Origin of the sequence: Devosia pacifica (genome assembly GCF_014652635.1) — a bacterium.
GTDB classification, from domain to species: Bacteria; Pseudomonadota; Alphaproteobacteria; order Rhizobiales; family Devosiaceae; genus Devosia; species Devosia pacifica.
This window is the reverse complement of record NZ_BMZE01000002.1, coordinates 37,219-53,292: the sequence shown is the minus strand read 5'-3', so window position 1 is coordinate 53,292 and position 16,074 is coordinate 37,219. Positions and strand designations below refer to the sequence as shown.

Annotated in this window: 18 protein-coding genes; 7 read left to right on the top strand and 11 right to left on the bottom strand. The window is 60.6% G+C overall.

What is annotated here, in order from left to right:
- Window positions 1–2: 2 nt before the first annotated feature.
- The 5 genes from IE127_RS07365 to IE127_RS07345 all read right to left on the bottom strand — a co-directional run bounded on the left by IE127_RS07365 (window position 3) and on the right by IE127_RS07345 (window position 5,307).
- Complete coding sequence (locus IE127_RS07365) at window positions 3–839, bottom strand: ABC transporter ATP-binding protein (RefSeq protein WP_189424855.1); 837 nt, start codon at window positions 837–839, stop codon at window positions 3–5.
- A complete protein-coding gene (locus tag IE127_RS07360) occupies window positions 836–1,675 on the bottom strand; it encodes an ABC transporter ATP-binding protein (RefSeq protein WP_189424853.1) in 840 nt (279 codons plus the stop codon). Before IE127_RS07360 ends, IE127_RS07365 begins: the two co-directional genes overlap by 4 nt.
- A 3-nt stretch (window positions 1,676–1,678) precedes the next feature.
- Window positions 1,679–2,599, bottom strand: a complete 921-nt coding sequence (locus IE127_RS07355) for an ABC transporter permease subunit (protein ID WP_189424852.1) — start codon at window positions 2,597–2,599, stop codon at window positions 1,679–1,681.
- A 9-nt stretch (window positions 2,600–2,608) separates the two neighbouring features.
- Complete coding sequence (locus IE127_RS07350) at window positions 2,609–3,616, bottom strand: ABC transporter permease subunit (RefSeq protein ID WP_189424850.1); 1,008 nt, start codon at window positions 3,614–3,616, stop codon at window positions 2,609–2,611.
- A 95-nt stretch (window positions 3,617–3,711) separates the two neighbouring features.
- A complete protein-coding gene (locus IE127_RS07345) occupies window positions 3,712–5,307 on the bottom strand; it encodes an ABC transporter substrate-binding protein (RefSeq protein ID WP_189424848.1) in 1,596 nt (531 codons plus the stop codon).
- A gap of 352 nt (window positions 5,308–5,659) precedes the next feature.
- Between IE127_RS07345 and IE127_RS07340 the strand changes: the two genes are divergently transcribed.
- A complete protein-coding gene (locus tag IE127_RS07340; RefSeq protein ID WP_189424846.1) occupies window positions 5,660–6,586 on the top strand; it encodes an aldo/keto reductase in 927 nt (308 codons plus the stop codon).
- A 4-nt stretch (window positions 6,587–6,590) separates the two neighbouring features.
- Here the strand turns inward: IE127_RS07340 and IE127_RS07335 are convergent, their stop codons facing one another.
- Both IE127_RS07335 and IE127_RS07330 read right to left on the bottom strand, forming a co-directional pair.
- Entirely contained in the window at window positions 6,591–7,529 is a 939-nt protein-coding gene (locus tag IE127_RS07335) for a Gfo/Idh/MocA family protein (RefSeq protein ID WP_189424844.1), read from the bottom strand.
- Between the two features lie 78 nt (window positions 7,530–7,607).
- Complete coding sequence (locus IE127_RS07330) at window positions 7,608–8,861, bottom strand: glycerate kinase type-2 family protein (protein WP_189424842.1); 1,254 nt, start codon at window positions 8,859–8,861, stop codon at window positions 7,608–7,610.
- Window positions 8,862–9,022: 161 nt separating this feature from the next.
- Here IE127_RS07330 and IE127_RS07325 point away from each other — a divergent pair, with 161 nt between their 5' ends.
- From IE127_RS07325 to IE127_RS07305, 5 genes are read left to right on the top strand one after another with little or no spacing between them, the layout of a single operon-like run.
- Entirely contained in the window at window positions 9,023–9,718 is a 696-nt protein-coding gene (locus tag IE127_RS07325; RefSeq protein ID WP_189424840.1) for a DUF1045 domain-containing protein, read from the top strand.
- Window positions 9,715–10,845, top strand: coding sequence for an alpha-D-ribose 1-methylphosphonate 5-triphosphate diphosphatase (locus tag IE127_RS07320; protein ID WP_189424839.1), 1,131 nt, complete (start codon window positions 9,715–9,717; stop codon window positions 10,843–10,845). The genes IE127_RS07325 and IE127_RS07320 overlap by 4 nt, the downstream gene beginning before the upstream one ends.
- On the top strand, window positions 10,845–11,417 hold the full coding sequence (phnN, locus tag IE127_RS07315) for a phosphonate metabolism protein/1,5-bisphosphokinase (PRPP-forming) PhnN (protein WP_189424837.1): 573 nt from the start codon (window positions 10,845–10,847) through the stop codon (window positions 11,415–11,417). Before IE127_RS07320 ends, phnN begins: the two co-directional genes overlap by 1 nt.
- A gap of 53 nt (window positions 11,418–11,470) precedes the next feature.
- Window positions 11,471–11,617 (top strand): hypothetical protein, encoded by a 147-nt coding sequence (locus IE127_RS07310; protein WP_189424835.1) that lies wholly within the window; start codon window positions 11,471–11,473, stop codon window positions 11,615–11,617.
- Window positions 11,604–11,810, top strand: coding sequence for a hypothetical protein (locus tag IE127_RS07305; protein ID WP_189424833.1), 207 nt, complete (start codon window positions 11,604–11,606; stop codon window positions 11,808–11,810). The genes IE127_RS07310 and IE127_RS07305 overlap by 14 nt, the downstream gene beginning before the upstream one ends.
- Window positions 11,811–11,841: 31 nt before the next feature.
- On the opposite strand, the gene IE127_RS07300 is transcribed toward IE127_RS07305, so the two are convergent.
- The 3 genes from IE127_RS07300 to rirA all read right to left on the bottom strand — a co-directional run bounded on the left by IE127_RS07300 (window position 11,842) and on the right by rirA (window position 14,992).
- Window positions 11,842–12,054, bottom strand: a complete 213-nt coding sequence (locus IE127_RS07300; RefSeq protein ID WP_189424831.1) for a hypothetical protein — start codon at window positions 12,052–12,054, stop codon at window positions 11,842–11,844.
- 396 nt (window positions 12,055–12,450) lie between these two features.
- Window positions 12,451–14,271 carry an ABC-F family ATP-binding cassette domain-containing protein gene (locus IE127_RS07295; protein ID WP_189424829.1) on the bottom strand — a complete coding sequence of 607 codons (1,821 nt, stop codon included), beginning with the start codon at window positions 14,269–14,271 and terminating at the stop codon, window positions 12,451–12,453.
- 262 nt (window positions 14,272–14,533) lie between these two features.
- Window positions 14,534–14,992 carry an iron-responsive transcriptional regulator RirA gene (gene rirA, locus IE127_RS07290; RefSeq protein WP_189424827.1) on the bottom strand — a complete coding sequence of 153 codons (459 nt, stop codon included), beginning with the start codon at window positions 14,990–14,992 and terminating at the stop codon, window positions 14,534–14,536.
- 235 nt (window positions 14,993–15,227) lie between these two features.
- On the opposite strand from rirA, the gene IE127_RS07285 reads away from it, so the two are divergent.
- On the top strand, window positions 15,228–15,542 hold the full coding sequence (locus tag IE127_RS07285) for an HU family DNA-binding protein (protein WP_189424825.1): 315 nt from the start codon (window positions 15,228–15,230) through the stop codon (window positions 15,540–15,542).
- Window positions 15,543–15,567: 25 nt separating this feature from the next.
- On the opposite strand, the gene IE127_RS07280 is transcribed toward IE127_RS07285, so the two are convergent.
- Window positions 15,568–16,059 carry a cytochrome b gene (locus tag IE127_RS07280; protein ID WP_189424823.1) on the bottom strand — a complete coding sequence of 164 codons (492 nt, stop codon included), beginning with the start codon at window positions 16,057–16,059 and terminating at the stop codon, window positions 15,568–15,570.
- Window positions 16,060–16,074 lie beyond the last annotated feature (15 nt).

The window sequence follows — 16,074 nt, the reverse complement described above, 5'->3', positions numbered from 1 at the left end:
GCTCACGAATTTGCCGCGAGTTGCTGCTTGCGTGCCAGACGCGCCCTGATGCTCTCGACATCCGCCCGTGGCGTCGCGGCAAACAAGGTCTTGGTGTATTCGTGCTGCGGATCGCCGAACACGGCATCGCGTGAGCCGTACTCGACCACTTCACCGAAATACATCACCAACACCTCATCGGCGATGTACCGCACGACCGAGAGATCGTGGCTGATGAAGACATAGGTAAGTTCGAACTCGTCCTGCAAATCCGCCAGAAGATTGAGGATCTGCGCCTGCACCGAAAGATCGAGTGCGGAGACCGGCTCGTCGAGCACAAGGAAGGAGGGGTTGAGCATCAGCGCGCGCGCGATCGCGACACGCTGGCGCTGGCCGCCGGAGAACATGTGCGGGTATCGGTTAAAGTGCTCGCTCGACAGCCCGACTTTCTTGAGCATCGCCATCGCCCGGTCACGCCGTTCCTTGACCGGCATGTCGGTGTTGAGCAGCAACGGCTCCATCAGCACGTCGCCAATCTTCTGCCGCGGGTTCAATGAGCCGTATGGGTTCTGGAAGACAATCTGCACCTTCTGACGCATCTCACGCGTCAGGCTCTTGCCTGTCTCGGCCCGCTTGCCATCGATCATGATCTGGCCGGCGGTCGGCGTATCGATCAGCGTGATCATCCGGGCGAGCGTAGACTTGCCGCAGCCGCTTTCACCGACAATGGCCAGCGTGCGGCCCTTGTCGAGCGAGAAATTGACGCCCTTAACCGCATGCACGGTCTTCGGCTTACGAAACAGACCACCGGCAACATGGTAATCGCGGACCAGGTTTTCGACGCGCAGGACCTCGCTCATCGTATTTCCGCCTCGAAATCGTAATCTGCAACGGTCGGCAGCCGGTCGCCGACCGCGTTCTCGGGAAGCGCCGACAGCAGCGCCTTGGTGTAGCGTGATTGCGGGTTTTCAAAGAGGCTGAGGACATCTGCCTCTTCCATCTTGTGGCCCTTGTACTGGACGATCACGCGATCGGCCGTCTCCGCCACCACGCCCATGTCGTGCGTGATCAGGATCAGTCCCATGCCGTGCTCGATTTGCAGGCTCACCAGCAGATCAAGGATCTGCTTCTGGATTGTCACATCGAGAGCCGTGGTCGGTTCATCGGCAATCAGCAGCTTCGGCTTGCACGCGATCGCAATTGCAATCATCACCCGCTGGCACTGTCCGCCCGACATCTGGTGCGGAAACGACTTGAGGCGTGAAACCGGATCTGGAATGCCGACGAGTTCCAACAGCTCAATCGCACGTTTATGCGCATCTCGGCCGCGCAGCCCGAGATGGCGCCGCAGCACCTCTTCAATCTGGAAGCCGACGGTGAAGCAGGGATTGAGGCTTGCCACCGGCTCCTGGAAGATCATCGAGATATCCTTGCCGATGATCTTGCCGCGCTCCTGCGGCGACATGGCAAGCATGTCGCGTCCCTCAAAGCGCATGACATCGGCCTTGACCGTGGCGGTTTCCGGCAAGAGCCCCATGGTCGCAAGCATGGCGACGGACTTGCCGGAGCCGCTTTCGCCGACAATGGCAAGGACTTCGCGGGATTCTACACTGATGTCGATGCCGTCGACAGCGTGGAACAGGCCCGCGGACGTATCGAACGCAACCGAAAGATTGCGGATTTCGAGTAGCGGCATGGCTCAGCTCCGCTTCAGCTTGGGATCAAGCGCGTCGCGCAGCCCGTCGCCGACGAGATTGATCGATAGCACGGTGATGAGGATCGCGAGGCCCGGGAACGTGACCACCCACCATGCGCGCAGAATGAACTGGCGCGCCTCGGCGAGCATCGTGCCCCATTCCGGCGTCGGCGGTTGCGCGCCGAGACCAAGAAAGCCGAGCGCTGCCGCGTCGAGAATAGCAGTCGAGAACGACAGCGTCGCCTGAACGATCAGAGGTGCAAGGCAATTGGGCAGAATGGTGCGGAACATCAGCCGCATATGACCAGCCCCTGCGACGCGCGCCGAGGTGACGTACTCGCGGTTGACCTCGGCCAGTACGGCCGATCGTGTCAGGCGGGTGAAATGGGGCTGAAGGACGAGCGCGATGGCAATCATCGTGTTGACGAGGCCCGGGCCAAGGATCGCCACCAATACCAGCGCCAAGAGCAGGGACGGAAACGCAAGGATCAAATCCATCAGCCGCATCAGGACGGTATCGACCCAACCGCGGGCGTAGCCGGCAAGGAGGCCAAACATGATGCCCGTCGAAAGCGACAGCGTGACAACGATAGCGCCGATCAGCAGCGAGTACCGCGCGCCGTGAATAAGACGTGAGAGAATATCGCGGCCGACGGCGTCGGTACCAAAGAGGAACTCGGCCCGCCCGCCCTCAATCCAAGGAGGCGGAACGAGAAGCGCATCGCGAAACTGCTGGGTCGGTGAGTGCGGCGCGATCCACGGCGCGAAAATCGCAACAAGCACCAGCAGAGAGAACACGAAGACGCCGATGACTGCGCCACGATTGACCGAGAAATAGTACCAGAACTCGCGGAAGCGCTCGCCACGGCCGACGGGCGGATGGTCTGCGTTAACGCGTGGATTGGGGGCGGCGGGGTCTGTCATGTCGCCCTCCTATTGGTGCCGGATGCGCGGGTTGATCAACCCGTAGAGCACATCGACAATGAGATTGACCGTCATCACCACGAGCGCGATGAGCAACAGGCCCGCCTGGACCACCGGATAGTCGCGACGTCCGATCGCATCGATCATCCATTTGCCGACACCTGGCCACGAAAAGATCGTCTCGGTGAGAATGGCACCGGCCATCATCACGCCGATCTGCAGGCCGATTGTGGTGATCACGGGGATCAGCGCATTGCGCAGCGCGTGCAGCCCGATGACCCGACGCGTCGGCATGCCCTTGGCACGGGCCGTGCGCACATAGTCTTCGCCTAGAACCTCGAGCATCGCGGAACGCGTCTGGCGCGCGACGACAGCGAGCGGGATCGTGCCGAGCGTGATCGTGGGCAGGATGAGATGCGACAGCGCCGAGGTAAAGGCCCCCTCCTGCCCGGACAGCAGCGAGTCGATCGTCATGAAGCCGGTTACGGCCGGGAAATAGTACATCAGCGAGATGCGCCCCGAGACCGGCGTCCACCCGAGAATGCCGGAAAACAGAATGATCAGCAGCAGGCCGAGCCAGAAGATCGGCATCGAATAGCCAACGAGCGCCGTGCCCATCAGCGTCTGATCGAACCAGGTGCCGCGCTTGACCGCCGCGATGATGCCCATCGGCACGCCCAGCGCCACTGCAAAGGTGATGGCGCAAAGTGAAAGTTCGATCGTCGCCGGAAACAGCGTCAGGAAGTCCTGGATTACCGGGCGCTTCGTCGAAATCGAGGTGCCGAAATCGCCCTGAAATATTCCGGCGAGGTAATCGAAATACTGCACCCAGATCGGACGATCATATCCGAACTGCTGCATCAGGTCCTGATAACGTTCGGGCGTGACGCCGCGCTCGCCGGCAATCAGAAGAACCGGGTCGCCTGGCAGGACGCGCACGAAGGCAAAGGCCACGATGGTGATGCCGATGAAGGTCGGCAGGATGAGCAGAAGCCGGTGGAAAAGAAAACGGACCATTCAGTCCTCATTTTGTGCGTTGGGGCGCCCTAGGCGCCGCACAACGAAAGACGGCACCGGAGCGGACTGCCCCGGTGCCGCCGGATTACATCAGGTTACTCAGCGATGTCGACGTCTTCGAAGGAGTGACCACCCTTCGGATCCATCACATAGCCTTCGACCGAGTTGAGCATCGGCATGAAGACCACCGAGTGAGCGATGGTTGCCCATGGCGCTTCCTCCTTGAAGATCACCTGAGCTTCTTCGTAAAGCGCAGCACGCTCGTCCTGGTCGTTGATGGTCTTGGCTTCCTGGATCAGCGCTTCGAAATCCTCGTTGCACCACTGCGCGCGGTTGGCATTGCCGACGGCGTCGCAACCTAGCAGCACGGCGAGGAAGTTGTCCGGATCGCCGTTGTCACCAGTCCAGCCCAGGAGCACGGCGCCGTCACGATCAAGCGCGGTGGATTGGGCGAGATATTCGGCCCACTCCATCGAGACGATCTCGACGTCGACACCAACTTCGGCAAAGTCAGCCTGGATCAGTTCGGCCATGCGGCGTGCGTCAGGGTTGTATGGGCGCGAGACCGGCATAGCCCATACGCTCATCGAAAGATCGGTGACGCCAGCGTCTTCGAGCATCTGACGCGCGGCTTCCGGATCGTACGGATCATCTTCGATATCGTCGTTATAGCCCCACATGCTCGGCGGGATCGGGTTCTTGGCGATCGAGCCGGAGCCCTGGAAGACCGCCTCGATGATGGCTTCCTTGTCGATCGCCATGTTGAGGGCCTTGCGCACCTCAGGCTGATCGAAAGGCTCCTGCTGAGTGTTGTAGGCCAAATAGCCGACGTTCAGCCCTTCCTGCTCCATCACGTTGATGTTCTCGTCGGACTGAAGCATTTCGAGATCGGCAGGGTTCGGATACGGCATGATCTGGCATTCACCAGCCTGCAGGCGCTGTGCGCGCACGGCCGGATCAACGGTGATCGCAAAGATCAGATCGTCGATGGCCGGAACGTCTTCCCAGTAATCCTGGTTCGCGGCATAGCGGATATTGGCATCCTGCTGATAGGCGACGAACTGGAAGGGGCCGGTGCCGATCGGCTGCTGGTTGAGGGCATCCAGATTGCCGGACTCTTCAAGCTGGGCGGCATATTCGGCCGACAGGATCGAAGCGAAGTCCATGCCCATATTGGCGATGAACGGAGCTTCCGGGCGGGTCAGGGTGAACTTGACCGTATAGTCGTCGACCTTCTCGATGCTCTCGATCAGATCGCCCATCGACATCGAGTTGAAGTATTCCCAGGTGATGCCGGTTGAGTAGCTGTGCCAGGGATGATCTTCCTGCCACTGGCGCTCGAAGCTGAACAGCACGTCGTCGGCGTTGAAATCGCGCGTCGGCGTGAAATAATCGGTGCTGTGGAACTGCACGCCTTCGCGCAAATGGAAGGTGTATTCGGTGCCGTCCTCGGATACTTCCCAACTTTCGGCCAGACCGGGCTCGGTCTGCGTGGTGCCGGGGGTGAACTGGACGAGGCGATTATAGATGGCGCGCGAGGAGGCATCAAACGTTGTGCCGGAGGTGTAGGGAGCCGGATCGAACCCCTCAGGAGAACCTTCCGAGCAATAGACCAGTGTCTTCGCCTGCGCTGCACCGGCAGTCAGTGCCAGGGCCGCAGTGGCCATGAGCAGGCTTTTCTTGAATGTCATATGGTTTGTCTCCCGAAATATTGTGCACCGCAGGTCGTTCCCGCCCGCAGCTTGGCGCACAGAAAAGCCGTTTTTCCCTTCCTGTGCAACGAAAGTTTTTGACCAATCGGTCAACAATGCTGACGTGGCAATGCTCGGGAAGCACTGGATCAGACCTTGAGGACGCGTTTGTGCAGGACCTCTGGAGCCGCTAAACCTCCCTTCAGACGATCGGCATTGAAAATTCCACTGTGGAAAACACAGGCTCGGCCTAGCGGGCTGATCTGGCGTTGCCCGCCCGGATGTCATCTTGACCAGCGAACGGAAAGCGCCGCCAGGCGTTTATCACCCACAATTTTCTAGGAGAGAGCACATGAATCGCCGCCCACTCGGTCGCTCCGAACTCGTCATTGAACCATTGGTTTTTGGTGGCAATGTCTTCGGCTGGACAGTCGATGAAGAAACCGGCTTCCGGATTCTCGATGCCTATCTGGACCATGGGTTCACCGCTATCGATACTGCGGATGTCTACGGTAAAGGCAAGTCGGAAACGCTGATCGGCAATTGGCTGAAGGCGCGCGGCAATCGCGAAAAGGTCCACATATTCACCAAGGTCGGCGCTGAAATGTCGCCCGAGGAAAAGGGCCTTGGCGCGCAGCACATCCACGATTCCATCGAAGCTTCGTTGAAGCGGTTGCAAACGGATTACGTGGATCTCTACCAAAGCCATCGTCCGGATCCGGACACGCCGCAGGAAGAAACGCTTGAGGCCTATGACAAGCTGATACGGGCAGGAAAAGTCCGGGTCATCGGCTCCTCCAACTTCTCGGCCGAGCAAATTCGCGAGGCGCAGGAACTGTCGGTCGTCAAATCGCTGCCGCGTTACGAGACAGAGCAGCCCGAGTACAATCTTTATGACAGAGAGCGCTATGAAGGTGCGTTACAGGATCTCGCCGTCGAGCAGGAAGTCGGCATTCTCACGTATTTCAGCCTCGCGGCTGGTTTCCTGACAGGCAAATATCGCTCGTCCGCAGATTTTGACAAAAGCCCGCGTGGCCAGCGCATGGAAAAGTACATGAACGACAAGGGCAACAGGGTTCTGTCTGCCCTCGACGAGGTTTCTCAAGCTCACGATGCCACGCCGGCAGAGGTGTCGCTGGCATGGCTAATCGCGCAGCCGGGTGTCGCGGCGCCCATTGCCTCGGCGACCAGCCTTGAACAGCTGGAATCGCTGGCAAAAGGCGTCCGCCTGCAACTCAGCCAAGACGAATTGTCCCGGCTGACCGAAGCGGGGCGCTAAGAGCTTACCACTCGAATGGGGCCGTGTTGACCCGCGCGCCCAGCAGGAACATGTCGGCGGTGAGCCTGAGCGGCGCATCGTCGACTTCGCTCTCACCGGCGTCAAGCAGGCTGGCAAAGCGTTCGTATATGCGTTCGTATTCTTCAGATGGGGCCTCGAGTACGATTTCGTCGTCCACCCGCAGCACAGTGCCACCCTTTTCGAGCTTGAGCCGCGAACCCTTCACCGTGTCGATGGCAATGGTCCAGATCTCGCCGCTTTCCTCCAGCCAGTTGAAGCCAGCGGTCATCTCGGGCTGGTGAATCTGACCAGATTTGAAGACGATTTCGACGTCCACCGGTGTCTGCCGGTTCTCGGGAAAACTCAGGCGCGCGCTTTCCACAAAGACCGGAAACGGCATGATCTTGGTGAAGATCGACAGCGCGTTGATGCCGGGGTCGCAAACGCCGAACCCGCCGGGTTCCCATACCCAGTCCTGTCCGGGGTGCCATTTGCGTACGCTTTCCCGCCAGTCGATGCGGACGGATTTGACCCCTTCCTCGGCAAGGATGTCGCGAGCCTTGTCGACGGCGGCGTTATAGCGCGAATGCCAGGTCTGGAAGAGCAAGCGCCCTTTCTGACTGGCGTAATTGACGAGGTCATCCAGCTCGGAAATCGTCGGCGTTGGCGGCTTTTCCAGCATCACGTCCTTGCCCGCATCAATCGCTTCACGGACATAGGCATGGCGCACGCCCGGAGGGGTGCAGATGGAGACCAGTTGCACCTCCGGCATCGCGGCATAGAGCTCCGCGGGTGTCTTGAAAACCGGCAGGTCCCGATGCTGCACGCCGCGCCCCGAAACGGTGGCTGCAACCTCGAAATCCTCGCTCTTGTCGATTACCGGCAGGTGCTGATCCACCGCGATCTTGCCGACACCGATGACGGCGATCTTTCTTTTTGCCAAGGTCTTCCTCCCAAACTGCTCGGCGCTTGATAGAGCACCGGGTACTACGCTGTGAAGCGGCGGCCCCAAGATTTTGCTCTACCGCACCAGAATTGCGCGAAAGTCGTTGACGTTGGTGCCGGTGGGGCCGGTCATCAGCAGGTCGCCCACGGCCTCGAAGGCGCTGAAAGCATCATTCCTCGCCAGCAATGCCTGCGGATCAAGCCCGGCTTCGCGCATACGTTTGGCCGAACTCCAATCGGCAAAGGCCCCGGCATTGGTTTCCGAGCCGTCTATGCCATCGGTATCGCCCGCAATCGCGCTGATGCCCTCGACGCCATCGATTGCGAGAGCGAGGCCGAGCAGGAACTCCGCATTGCGTCCGCCGCGTCCCTTGCCGCGTACGGTAACCGTCGTTTCGCCGCCTGAAAGCAACAGCACCGGGCGCCGGAACGGGCGGTTACGGGCTGCAATCTCGCGAGCGATCGCGGCGTGAACCTGTGCGACTTCGCGCGCTTCCCCCTCGACAGAATCGGACAGGATCGCAGCAGCGATATCGTGCTCTTCAGCGCCTGCAGCCGCTGCCTCGAGGGAGCGCGCCGCCGATGCGATGATCGAGACCGTATTGTCGGTAAACGCCGCATCATCGGGATGGGGGGATGGATTGTCTTCGCCAGCGAGAAGCGCGCGGGCCGGGGCGGGCAGGTCAAGATCATAGAGGTGCACGAGATCGCGCACCTTCTGTCGGCTTCCAGCCATTGCAATCGTGGGACCCGAGGCGACCACGGCAGCATCGTCGCCGGGGACATCTGACACCACAAGCGTCGCAACGCGCGCCGGTGCTGCAGCGAGCGCCAGCCGCCCGCCCTTGATTGTCGAAAACGCGTTGCGGATGATGTTCATGACATCGATCGGGGCACCCGAAGCCAAGAGCGCCGAGTTGATCGCCTGTTCGTCCTCAAGCGTGAGGCCGGCGGCAGGGGCCGGCAAGAGCGCCGAGCCGCCACCCGAGACCAAAGCAATGACCAGATCGTCCTCTGTCAGCCCGCTGACCAGCGATCTGATCCGCCGCGCCGCTTCAAGCCCAGCTGCGTCCGGCACCGGATGACTGGCCTCGACAATCTCGATGCGCTCGCATGCGCAGCCATAGCCGTAGCGCGTGACCACCAGACCCGATAGCGGTCCGTCCCAGGCGCTCTCGAGAGCTCGGGCCATTTGTGCAGATGCCTTGCCGGCCCCAACAACGATCGTGCGCCCACGCGGCTTTTCAGGAAGGTGGTTCTTGACGGCCAGTTCTGGTTGCGCAGCGGCGACGGCTTGCCGGAACAAGGCTTCAAGCAGTTGGCGGTCCATGATCTCTCATTGATGGTTTTGGCACGGCGCGGCGCACAATGGTGCGCACAACGCATAGAGTCCAGTGGCCGCTGACATTCGTTGCGTCAAGACGTTGACAAGCCAGCGTGTTATGCGCCCTGACTCTAGATATAAGCAGATCCGGGATTCGGGGGTGTAGCTTGGCTGAACGCTACGCAATTTATTACGCGCCGCCGGCTACCGGCGCGCTGTGGGAGCGCGCGTCGCAATGGCTTGGACGCGATGCCGAGACCGGTGAAACCTTCGAGGGGCCGGTCGCCGGGATGGAGCGTGACCGATTGCTGAACTTTACCGGATCACCCAACCGCTACGGATTCCATGCCACGTTGCGCTCGCCGGTCAGTCTCAAACCCGGCTTCGGGCGGGACGAATTCGACGCCGTAACCTCTGATATCGCCAGCGCATATCGGCCGCTGCATCTTGGCCCGATGAAGATTGCGGAGTTCGACGGGTTCCTCGCCCTTGTGCCGGTAGAGGCGCCAGCGGAACTCGAAAACTTTGCCCAAGCCTGCGTTGAAGCGGTAGAGCCCCTACGCGCGCCCTTGACTGAACGCGAACTTGGCCGTCGGCTTGCCAATCCACTGGATGAGCGCCAGCGCGAACTCCTCGATCGGTATGGCTATCCGTACGTTGCCGAGCAGTTCTTCTTTCACATGACGCTGACAGATCAACTGGACGCCGAGGCCCTGCCTGAAATCCGGGAGGTTGCGGAGGCCTGGTTCGCGCCGGTGCTGGACGATCTGACGCTGGGGTCGATCTCGGTGTTCGTCGAGCCAAAGCCTGCCCAGGAGTTTCGTCGCGCGCGCGACTTCGCACTGACAGGCTCGGCACAGTGACCCTCGCGCTGCGCAACGCCAACATCGTGCTGCCGGACCGGACGATCTTCGGCAGCCTGACAGCCAGTGATGAAGTCATCAACGCGGTCGACGAGGCTGGCTCCGGGAGCGTCGGCATTGACTGCGAGGGCGATTACATAATCGCCGGTCTCGTCGAGCTACACACAGACCAGCTGGAGAACCACTACCGGCCTCGACCTGGCGTCTTCTGGGAGCCCATGGCGGCATTGCAGTCGCATGATGCGCAGATCGCGGCGTCGGGTATCACGACAGTTTTCGACGCAGTGCGCCTTGGGTCTGACCCCGATCTTCCGGAGATGCACGTGCACATAGAGCGCATGCTGACGGCGATCAGGCGAGGACGCGAGGACGGCCGGCTGCGTGCCGAACACTTTGTTCATCTGCGCTGCGAACTGCCGAGTTCGGATGTCGTTGAACACTTTGAGGCCTATGCCGACCACGAAAGCACCCAGCTCGCCTCGCTAATGGATCACACACCTGGCCAGCGGCAGTTCCGATCCGTCGAGGCGTTCCGTCGGTTCTATGCCAAGAACCGCACGCCCGAGGAACTAGACGCCTATGTCGAGGCGCGGCTTGAAGAGCAACGGCGATATTCGGCCGACAACCGCGCAGCCCTCGTCAGCGCCGCCAGGCAGTTGCAGCTGCCGCTCGCCAGCCACGACGATACGACCCTCGAGCATGTCGAGCAGGCCGTGGCCGATAGCATCGACATCACCGAGTTTCCAACAACGCTCGAAGCCGCCGCAGCAGCGCATTCCGCGGGGTTGGCGGTGCTAATGGGCGCCCCCAACGTTGTGCGCGGACGTTCGCACTCGGGTAACATCTCGGCGCTTGATCTGGCGGCCGCGGGACTGCTGGATGTCCTGAGCTCAGATTATGTCCCCTTCGCATTGATGCAGGCGGCGTTCCAGCTGCCACAGAAACTGCCCGACCTGCCGCTCCACGCTGCGCTCGCGATGGTCACCCTTACGCCTGCCGAGGCAGCGGGCCTCGATGATCGCGGCGCCATTGCGCCCGGCAAGCGCGCCGACCTTGTCCGCGTCAGCCTCATCGATGGAGCGCCTGTGGTCCGCGCCGTCTGGCGAGGCGGCGAGCGGATCTGCTGATGCAGCGAACAGGCGCGATGGTGCTGGTGGTCGGTCCGTCCGGTGTCGGCAAGGATACGCTGATTGCCGGTGCGCAAAAGGCATTTCGACAGGACGAGCGATACGTCTTCGTACGCCGCATCGTGACGCGTGAAGCCGATGTCGAGGCAGAAGATCACGACAGCATGGGCCGCGCCGATTTCGAGGCGGCCGAGGCGCGCGGGCAATTCGCGCTCAGCTGGCAGGCGCACGGGCTGCGGTATGCCTTGCCACTAAGCGCTGCTACCGATGTCGTGCTGGGGCGCGTCGTCGTTGCCAATGTTTCGCGCCACAGCGTCGCGCCGGCGCTCGAGAAGTTTCCGCGCTGTCGCGTGGTGCAAATAAACGCTGAAATCGGATTGCGCGCGGAGCGGCTCGCCGCGCGGGGGCGAGAGCCGCGTGATCAGATCGCCGCCCGCCTTGCCCGTGATGTGGTGCCGTTGCCGGACGCGGCACGTCCAATCATGCTCGACAATTCGGGGAGCATCGCAAATGGCGTCGCAAGTTTTGTCCTGGCGCTGCGCACAATAGCGGCGCAAATCGAGCAAAAGTGAACCAAGGCTTTTCCGCCGCGTTGCAGCATGACACAAATGCGTCAGGAGCAGTTATGTCGCGGAACGCGCTTTATATCGTTGTTGGGGTGCTGGTCGTCGTGGTCGTCATACTCGGCATCTATTTGTATCAGGAACACAACCAGCCCGGCTTGGAAGTGCGCGTGGATGAGCAGGGAGTTTCGATAGATGGCAACAGCTAGCAATAAGGTTCGCCGCGATATGATCGCCGGTATTATCGGTCAGGAGCTGGAGCGTCAGTCCCAGGAAGGCGCGGCCCGCGTCGACGTGGATAGCATTGCTGACGCCATAGACCGCGCCCTCGATGAGACCCACAAAGGCGGGTTTTCCGAGGGGATACAGCCGGACAATCTTGATTCCAGCAACGATGGCTAGCGCCGATTAGGCGCGCCAGCACAAGCTCGTTTCATGTTTCGGCGTGAAAGACGGCCTCTGCGGCGGCGCGTTGCGCCGCCTCAATGCTTTCGAACGTCTCACCGTCGATGGCGAAGGCAGGTAAACGCACCGCCAGGAATCTGAAGCCTGCATCGCCGTTGACGATGACGCCAACGGGCTCTCCGCGCACTTCAATGACGATGGGCCTGTCGCTTGCGCTCTCGTCAACATTTCTCTCTTGCATGGGTATTCTCAATAAACGCGTCGCGCCAACCTCCGGCGTCGCATCTTGCGAGCCTGGACTGGTGTGGAGCGGAAACTGTCGGGAAAAAGTTTTTGGGTACGGGGTAACGCGCCAGCGTCACACTCGTTTCGACCAACAGGTTCCTTGCCAGCGTTTATGACCCGGCATGGAAATGGCTCGTACAGTCATAATCCCGACTACGGTCGAAAGCATGGATGATGTGTTCATCTGCCTACCTCTCCTGACGGGTTGTACGAACATCGCTGAGACCAGCGACCCGGAATGTATGGCGATTTGGGCAATGAAGCCAGTCGCTTTTCGACCGAATATGCTTGCAGATAAAGAAAAATAGTTCACCACTACGAAGGAACCGGGCTATCTGCCTGGGACGGCTGGTCAGCCTTCGAGTTCCTCGCGGAGCATTTCAAGCTCCAACCAACGATCTTCCGCCTCGGCCTTTTTCGACTCGGCGTCGCCGAGCTCTTGCGTCGCAGCGGCAAAGCGAACGCCGTTTTTCGAGTAGAGCTGCGGATCTGCAAGCTCCGCATTGAGCTTGGCGATAGTCTTGTCCAGCTTTTCAATCTCTTGCGGCAGCGTCTCAAGAGCGTGCTTGTCCTTGAAGCTGAGCTTTTTGCGAGACGCCGGAGGCGGGCTGGTTTGTCCGGACGCGGGCTTGTCCTGGCGTGCGGTGCCGGCGGCTTTTCGATCCGGTTCACGAGCCGCAACGCCCGCGCCGCGCTGGCTGACCATATCGGAATAGCCGCCCGCATATTCTGTCCACCGGCCATCGCCTTCGGCGAACAGCACGGAACTGGCCACGCGATCGAGAAAGTCGCGGTCGTGGCTGACGACGATCACCGTGCCAGGATAATCCGCCACCATCTCCTCGAGCAGATCGAGCGTTTCGAGATCGAGATCGTTGGTCGGCTCGTCGAGCACGAGGACATTCGAGGGCAATGCCAGCGCGCGAGCCAGTGACACGCGTGCGCGTTCCCCGCCGGACATGCGCCCAACCGGCGTGTTGGCCTGTTCCGGGGTGAACAGGAAATCCTTCATGTAGCCGACGACGTGCCGGCTGCTGCCATTGATGATAACACTATCACCGGATCCACCCGTCAACGCGTCCTTGAGCGAACTCGCGGGGTCAAGCCGCGCCCGCCCCTGATCGAGCAGCGCCAGTTCGACATTGGCGCCCTGGGTGATTGTACCGGCATCGGGCTCCGTTTGCCCGGTCAACAGCTTGATCAGCGTCGTCTTGCCGGCGCCGTTGGCGCCCACAATGCCAAGCCGGTCGTTGCGCATGACGCGGATAGAGAGATCTTTGACGATCGGGCGCTCGCCAAAGCTCTTGGAGATCGATTCAGCCTCAACGACAAGCGCACCGGAGCGCCGGGCTTCGGACACCTGCATCGTGACATTCCCGGTTTGCCCGCGCGCCTCTCGTTTTTGCTGGCGCAGTCCCGCGAGGCGATCAAGACGCCCCACATTGCGCTTGCGCCGTGCCGTCACACCGTAACGCAGCCAATGCTCTTCCCGCGCGATCTGGCGATCCAGCTTGTGGCGCTCGACCTCTTCTTGCTCCAGCACTTCATCGCGCCATGCCTCGAAGGCTGAAAAGCCCTTGTCGAGACGACGGGTCATGCCACGGTCGAGCCAGATCGTGTGCCGGGTCAAATCGGACAGGAACCGCCTGTCGTGGCTGATCAGGACCATGGCGGAGCGCAGCGACGACAACTCCGCCTGCAGCCACTCGATGGCTGGTAGATCGAGATGGTTCGTCGGCTCATCGAGCAGCAGAATATCGGGCTGCGGTGCGAGGGCCCTTGCAAGCGCAGCGCGCCGGGCCTCTCCGCCGGAGAGGGTGCCCGGAGACAGGTCAGCGGCAAGGCCGAGCGAATCCAAAAGGTATTGGGCGCGAAACTGATCGTCGCCCGGCGCAAGTCCGGCTTCCACAAATGAAAGGACCGTCTCGTGACCCGACAGGTCCGGCTCCTGCGGGAGATAGCGCAGCGTTGCGCTCGGTTCGACAAACCGCCGTCCGGAATCCTGGTTCACTTGCCCCGACGCGATGCGCAGCAAAGTCGACTTTCCCGAGCCATTGCGTCCGACAAGAGCAATGCGCTCACCGCGACCGACGATCATTTCGGCGCCTTCCAGCAGCGCGGTGCCGCCGAATGTGAGGCCAATGTCCTGCAATGTCAGCAAGGGTGCGGGCATGCCGAAATCCGATTCGTGTGTTTGGAGATGTGCACAGCTGGCAATGCACATAGTTCCCTGCGCCCGATAGCGCCAGAGCTTAGCCATCGAAGGGGCAGCAGAAAGCCGGTCAGGGCGTTGAGGACCCTGACCGGCCCGGGGAGACGGTAGCAGCAAGCCCCGTCCTCTGGTCGGTCGCCGTAGCGACGCAACACATGCACATGAGAACGCTCATGTGATGGCTGCATCTAGCCATGCGTAAACATGACTGTCAATATCATATTTAATGGACAGCTGCCGGTTGTTCGCTTAATGCGAGGCCCAGCCGCTCGCGCAACGACCTGCGCTTGTGCGCAAGATCCGCAATCGTGTAGCCCTCGAGTACCGAAAAGAATGCTCCCAGCGCTTCACGCAAAGCCGAGTTGAGGTCGCACTCGCCAACCAACGGGCAATCGGCGCCGTCCTCGAAACACTCGGCGAGGGCAAAGCTCTCTTCGGTAAGACGCACCGTATCCAGAAGCGTGATCGATTCAGCCGGCTTACCCAGCCGTATTCCACCATGCCGGCCACGCACGGTTTCAAGAAGGCCGTTCTCGACCAACGGCTTTATCAGCTTGAACAGGAACAGTTCGGAAATCCCATAGGCCTTGGCAATATCGGCTACCCGGCTCAACTCCGGCTGATTGACCGCGCAATAGACCAGGGTGCGGATGGCATAATTGGATTGTCGCGTCAGTCTCACAATGGGCCTTTCCCGGCATCTGCATCAGCCGTCGAAATATGGTTCATACCTTATAACCATTCTAAAGAATGTCAAATATCATGATGCAACGCATCAGGTTAAATAACGCGGCTGTGAGCGGAAAGGCGGCTATCTGCTTAACTTCTCTATTGGAAGTTAATTGGCCGTAGGCATATAGTGCCCGATAGCGAGTACTGTTCTAATAAGAGGGCTGCGGCGGGTAATGAGCAACACATTGACGCGTGCACAAATTCACCGGCGTTCCGCCGCACGCACCGGGCAGCCGCAAGCCGTCACGGAAGAGATCGCGACGCGCATGATAGAACTGATGGGCGAGACTCTCTCTCAAGGTGATAACGTCAAGATGACGGGGTTTGGCACTCTGGAAGTGCGGGCGCGCGGAGCACGCGTAGGTCGCAATCCCCGCACTGGCGAGGTGCACCCGGTTCAGGCCCGGCGCGTCGTGGTGTTCACGCCGAGTGCCAAGTTGCGCGACCGCCTCGACGGCCTGGAGCCCAATGGCTGTCCTGACGACGAGTTCGAAGACTAGGACGCGCAGAATCTGATCACTGCATTCAGGTCTGTGGCTTCAGCATGCGTTTTAAGACATTGGTCTTGAACACGAAGTGCTGGCCGAGAGCGCCAAGCACATGCAGGCCGATCAGCGCCAGGAACAGCAGGCGCATGACGGAATGAGCGTTTGCAGCGGCCTCGGCTCCACCAAACCAGGCCGCCAGGCCGCTCAAAGGCATTGCGAACAGCAGAATGTAGAAAATCGCGTGCACGCCATTGGCGAGCGCCGCCAGAATGGCGGGCTCTTCAGCCGGTTTCGGGGGAACACCGTGCCGCAACCTCAAGACCAGACGCCATAGGGCCAAAGCCAGGATCGCCAGGCCAACAATGATATGAAGACGTGGATCGCCGCCCGTTTCGCCTGTCATCCGCGTCTCGAATGCGATCTCCATTGGCTCATGATAGAACAACTGGAGCAGCACAAGTGCTGCGATTGTCCAGTGGAGCGCGACTTGCGTTACGCTATAACCGGATGGCTTGTTGATGGCTGCCATTGATTTTAGTCCCTT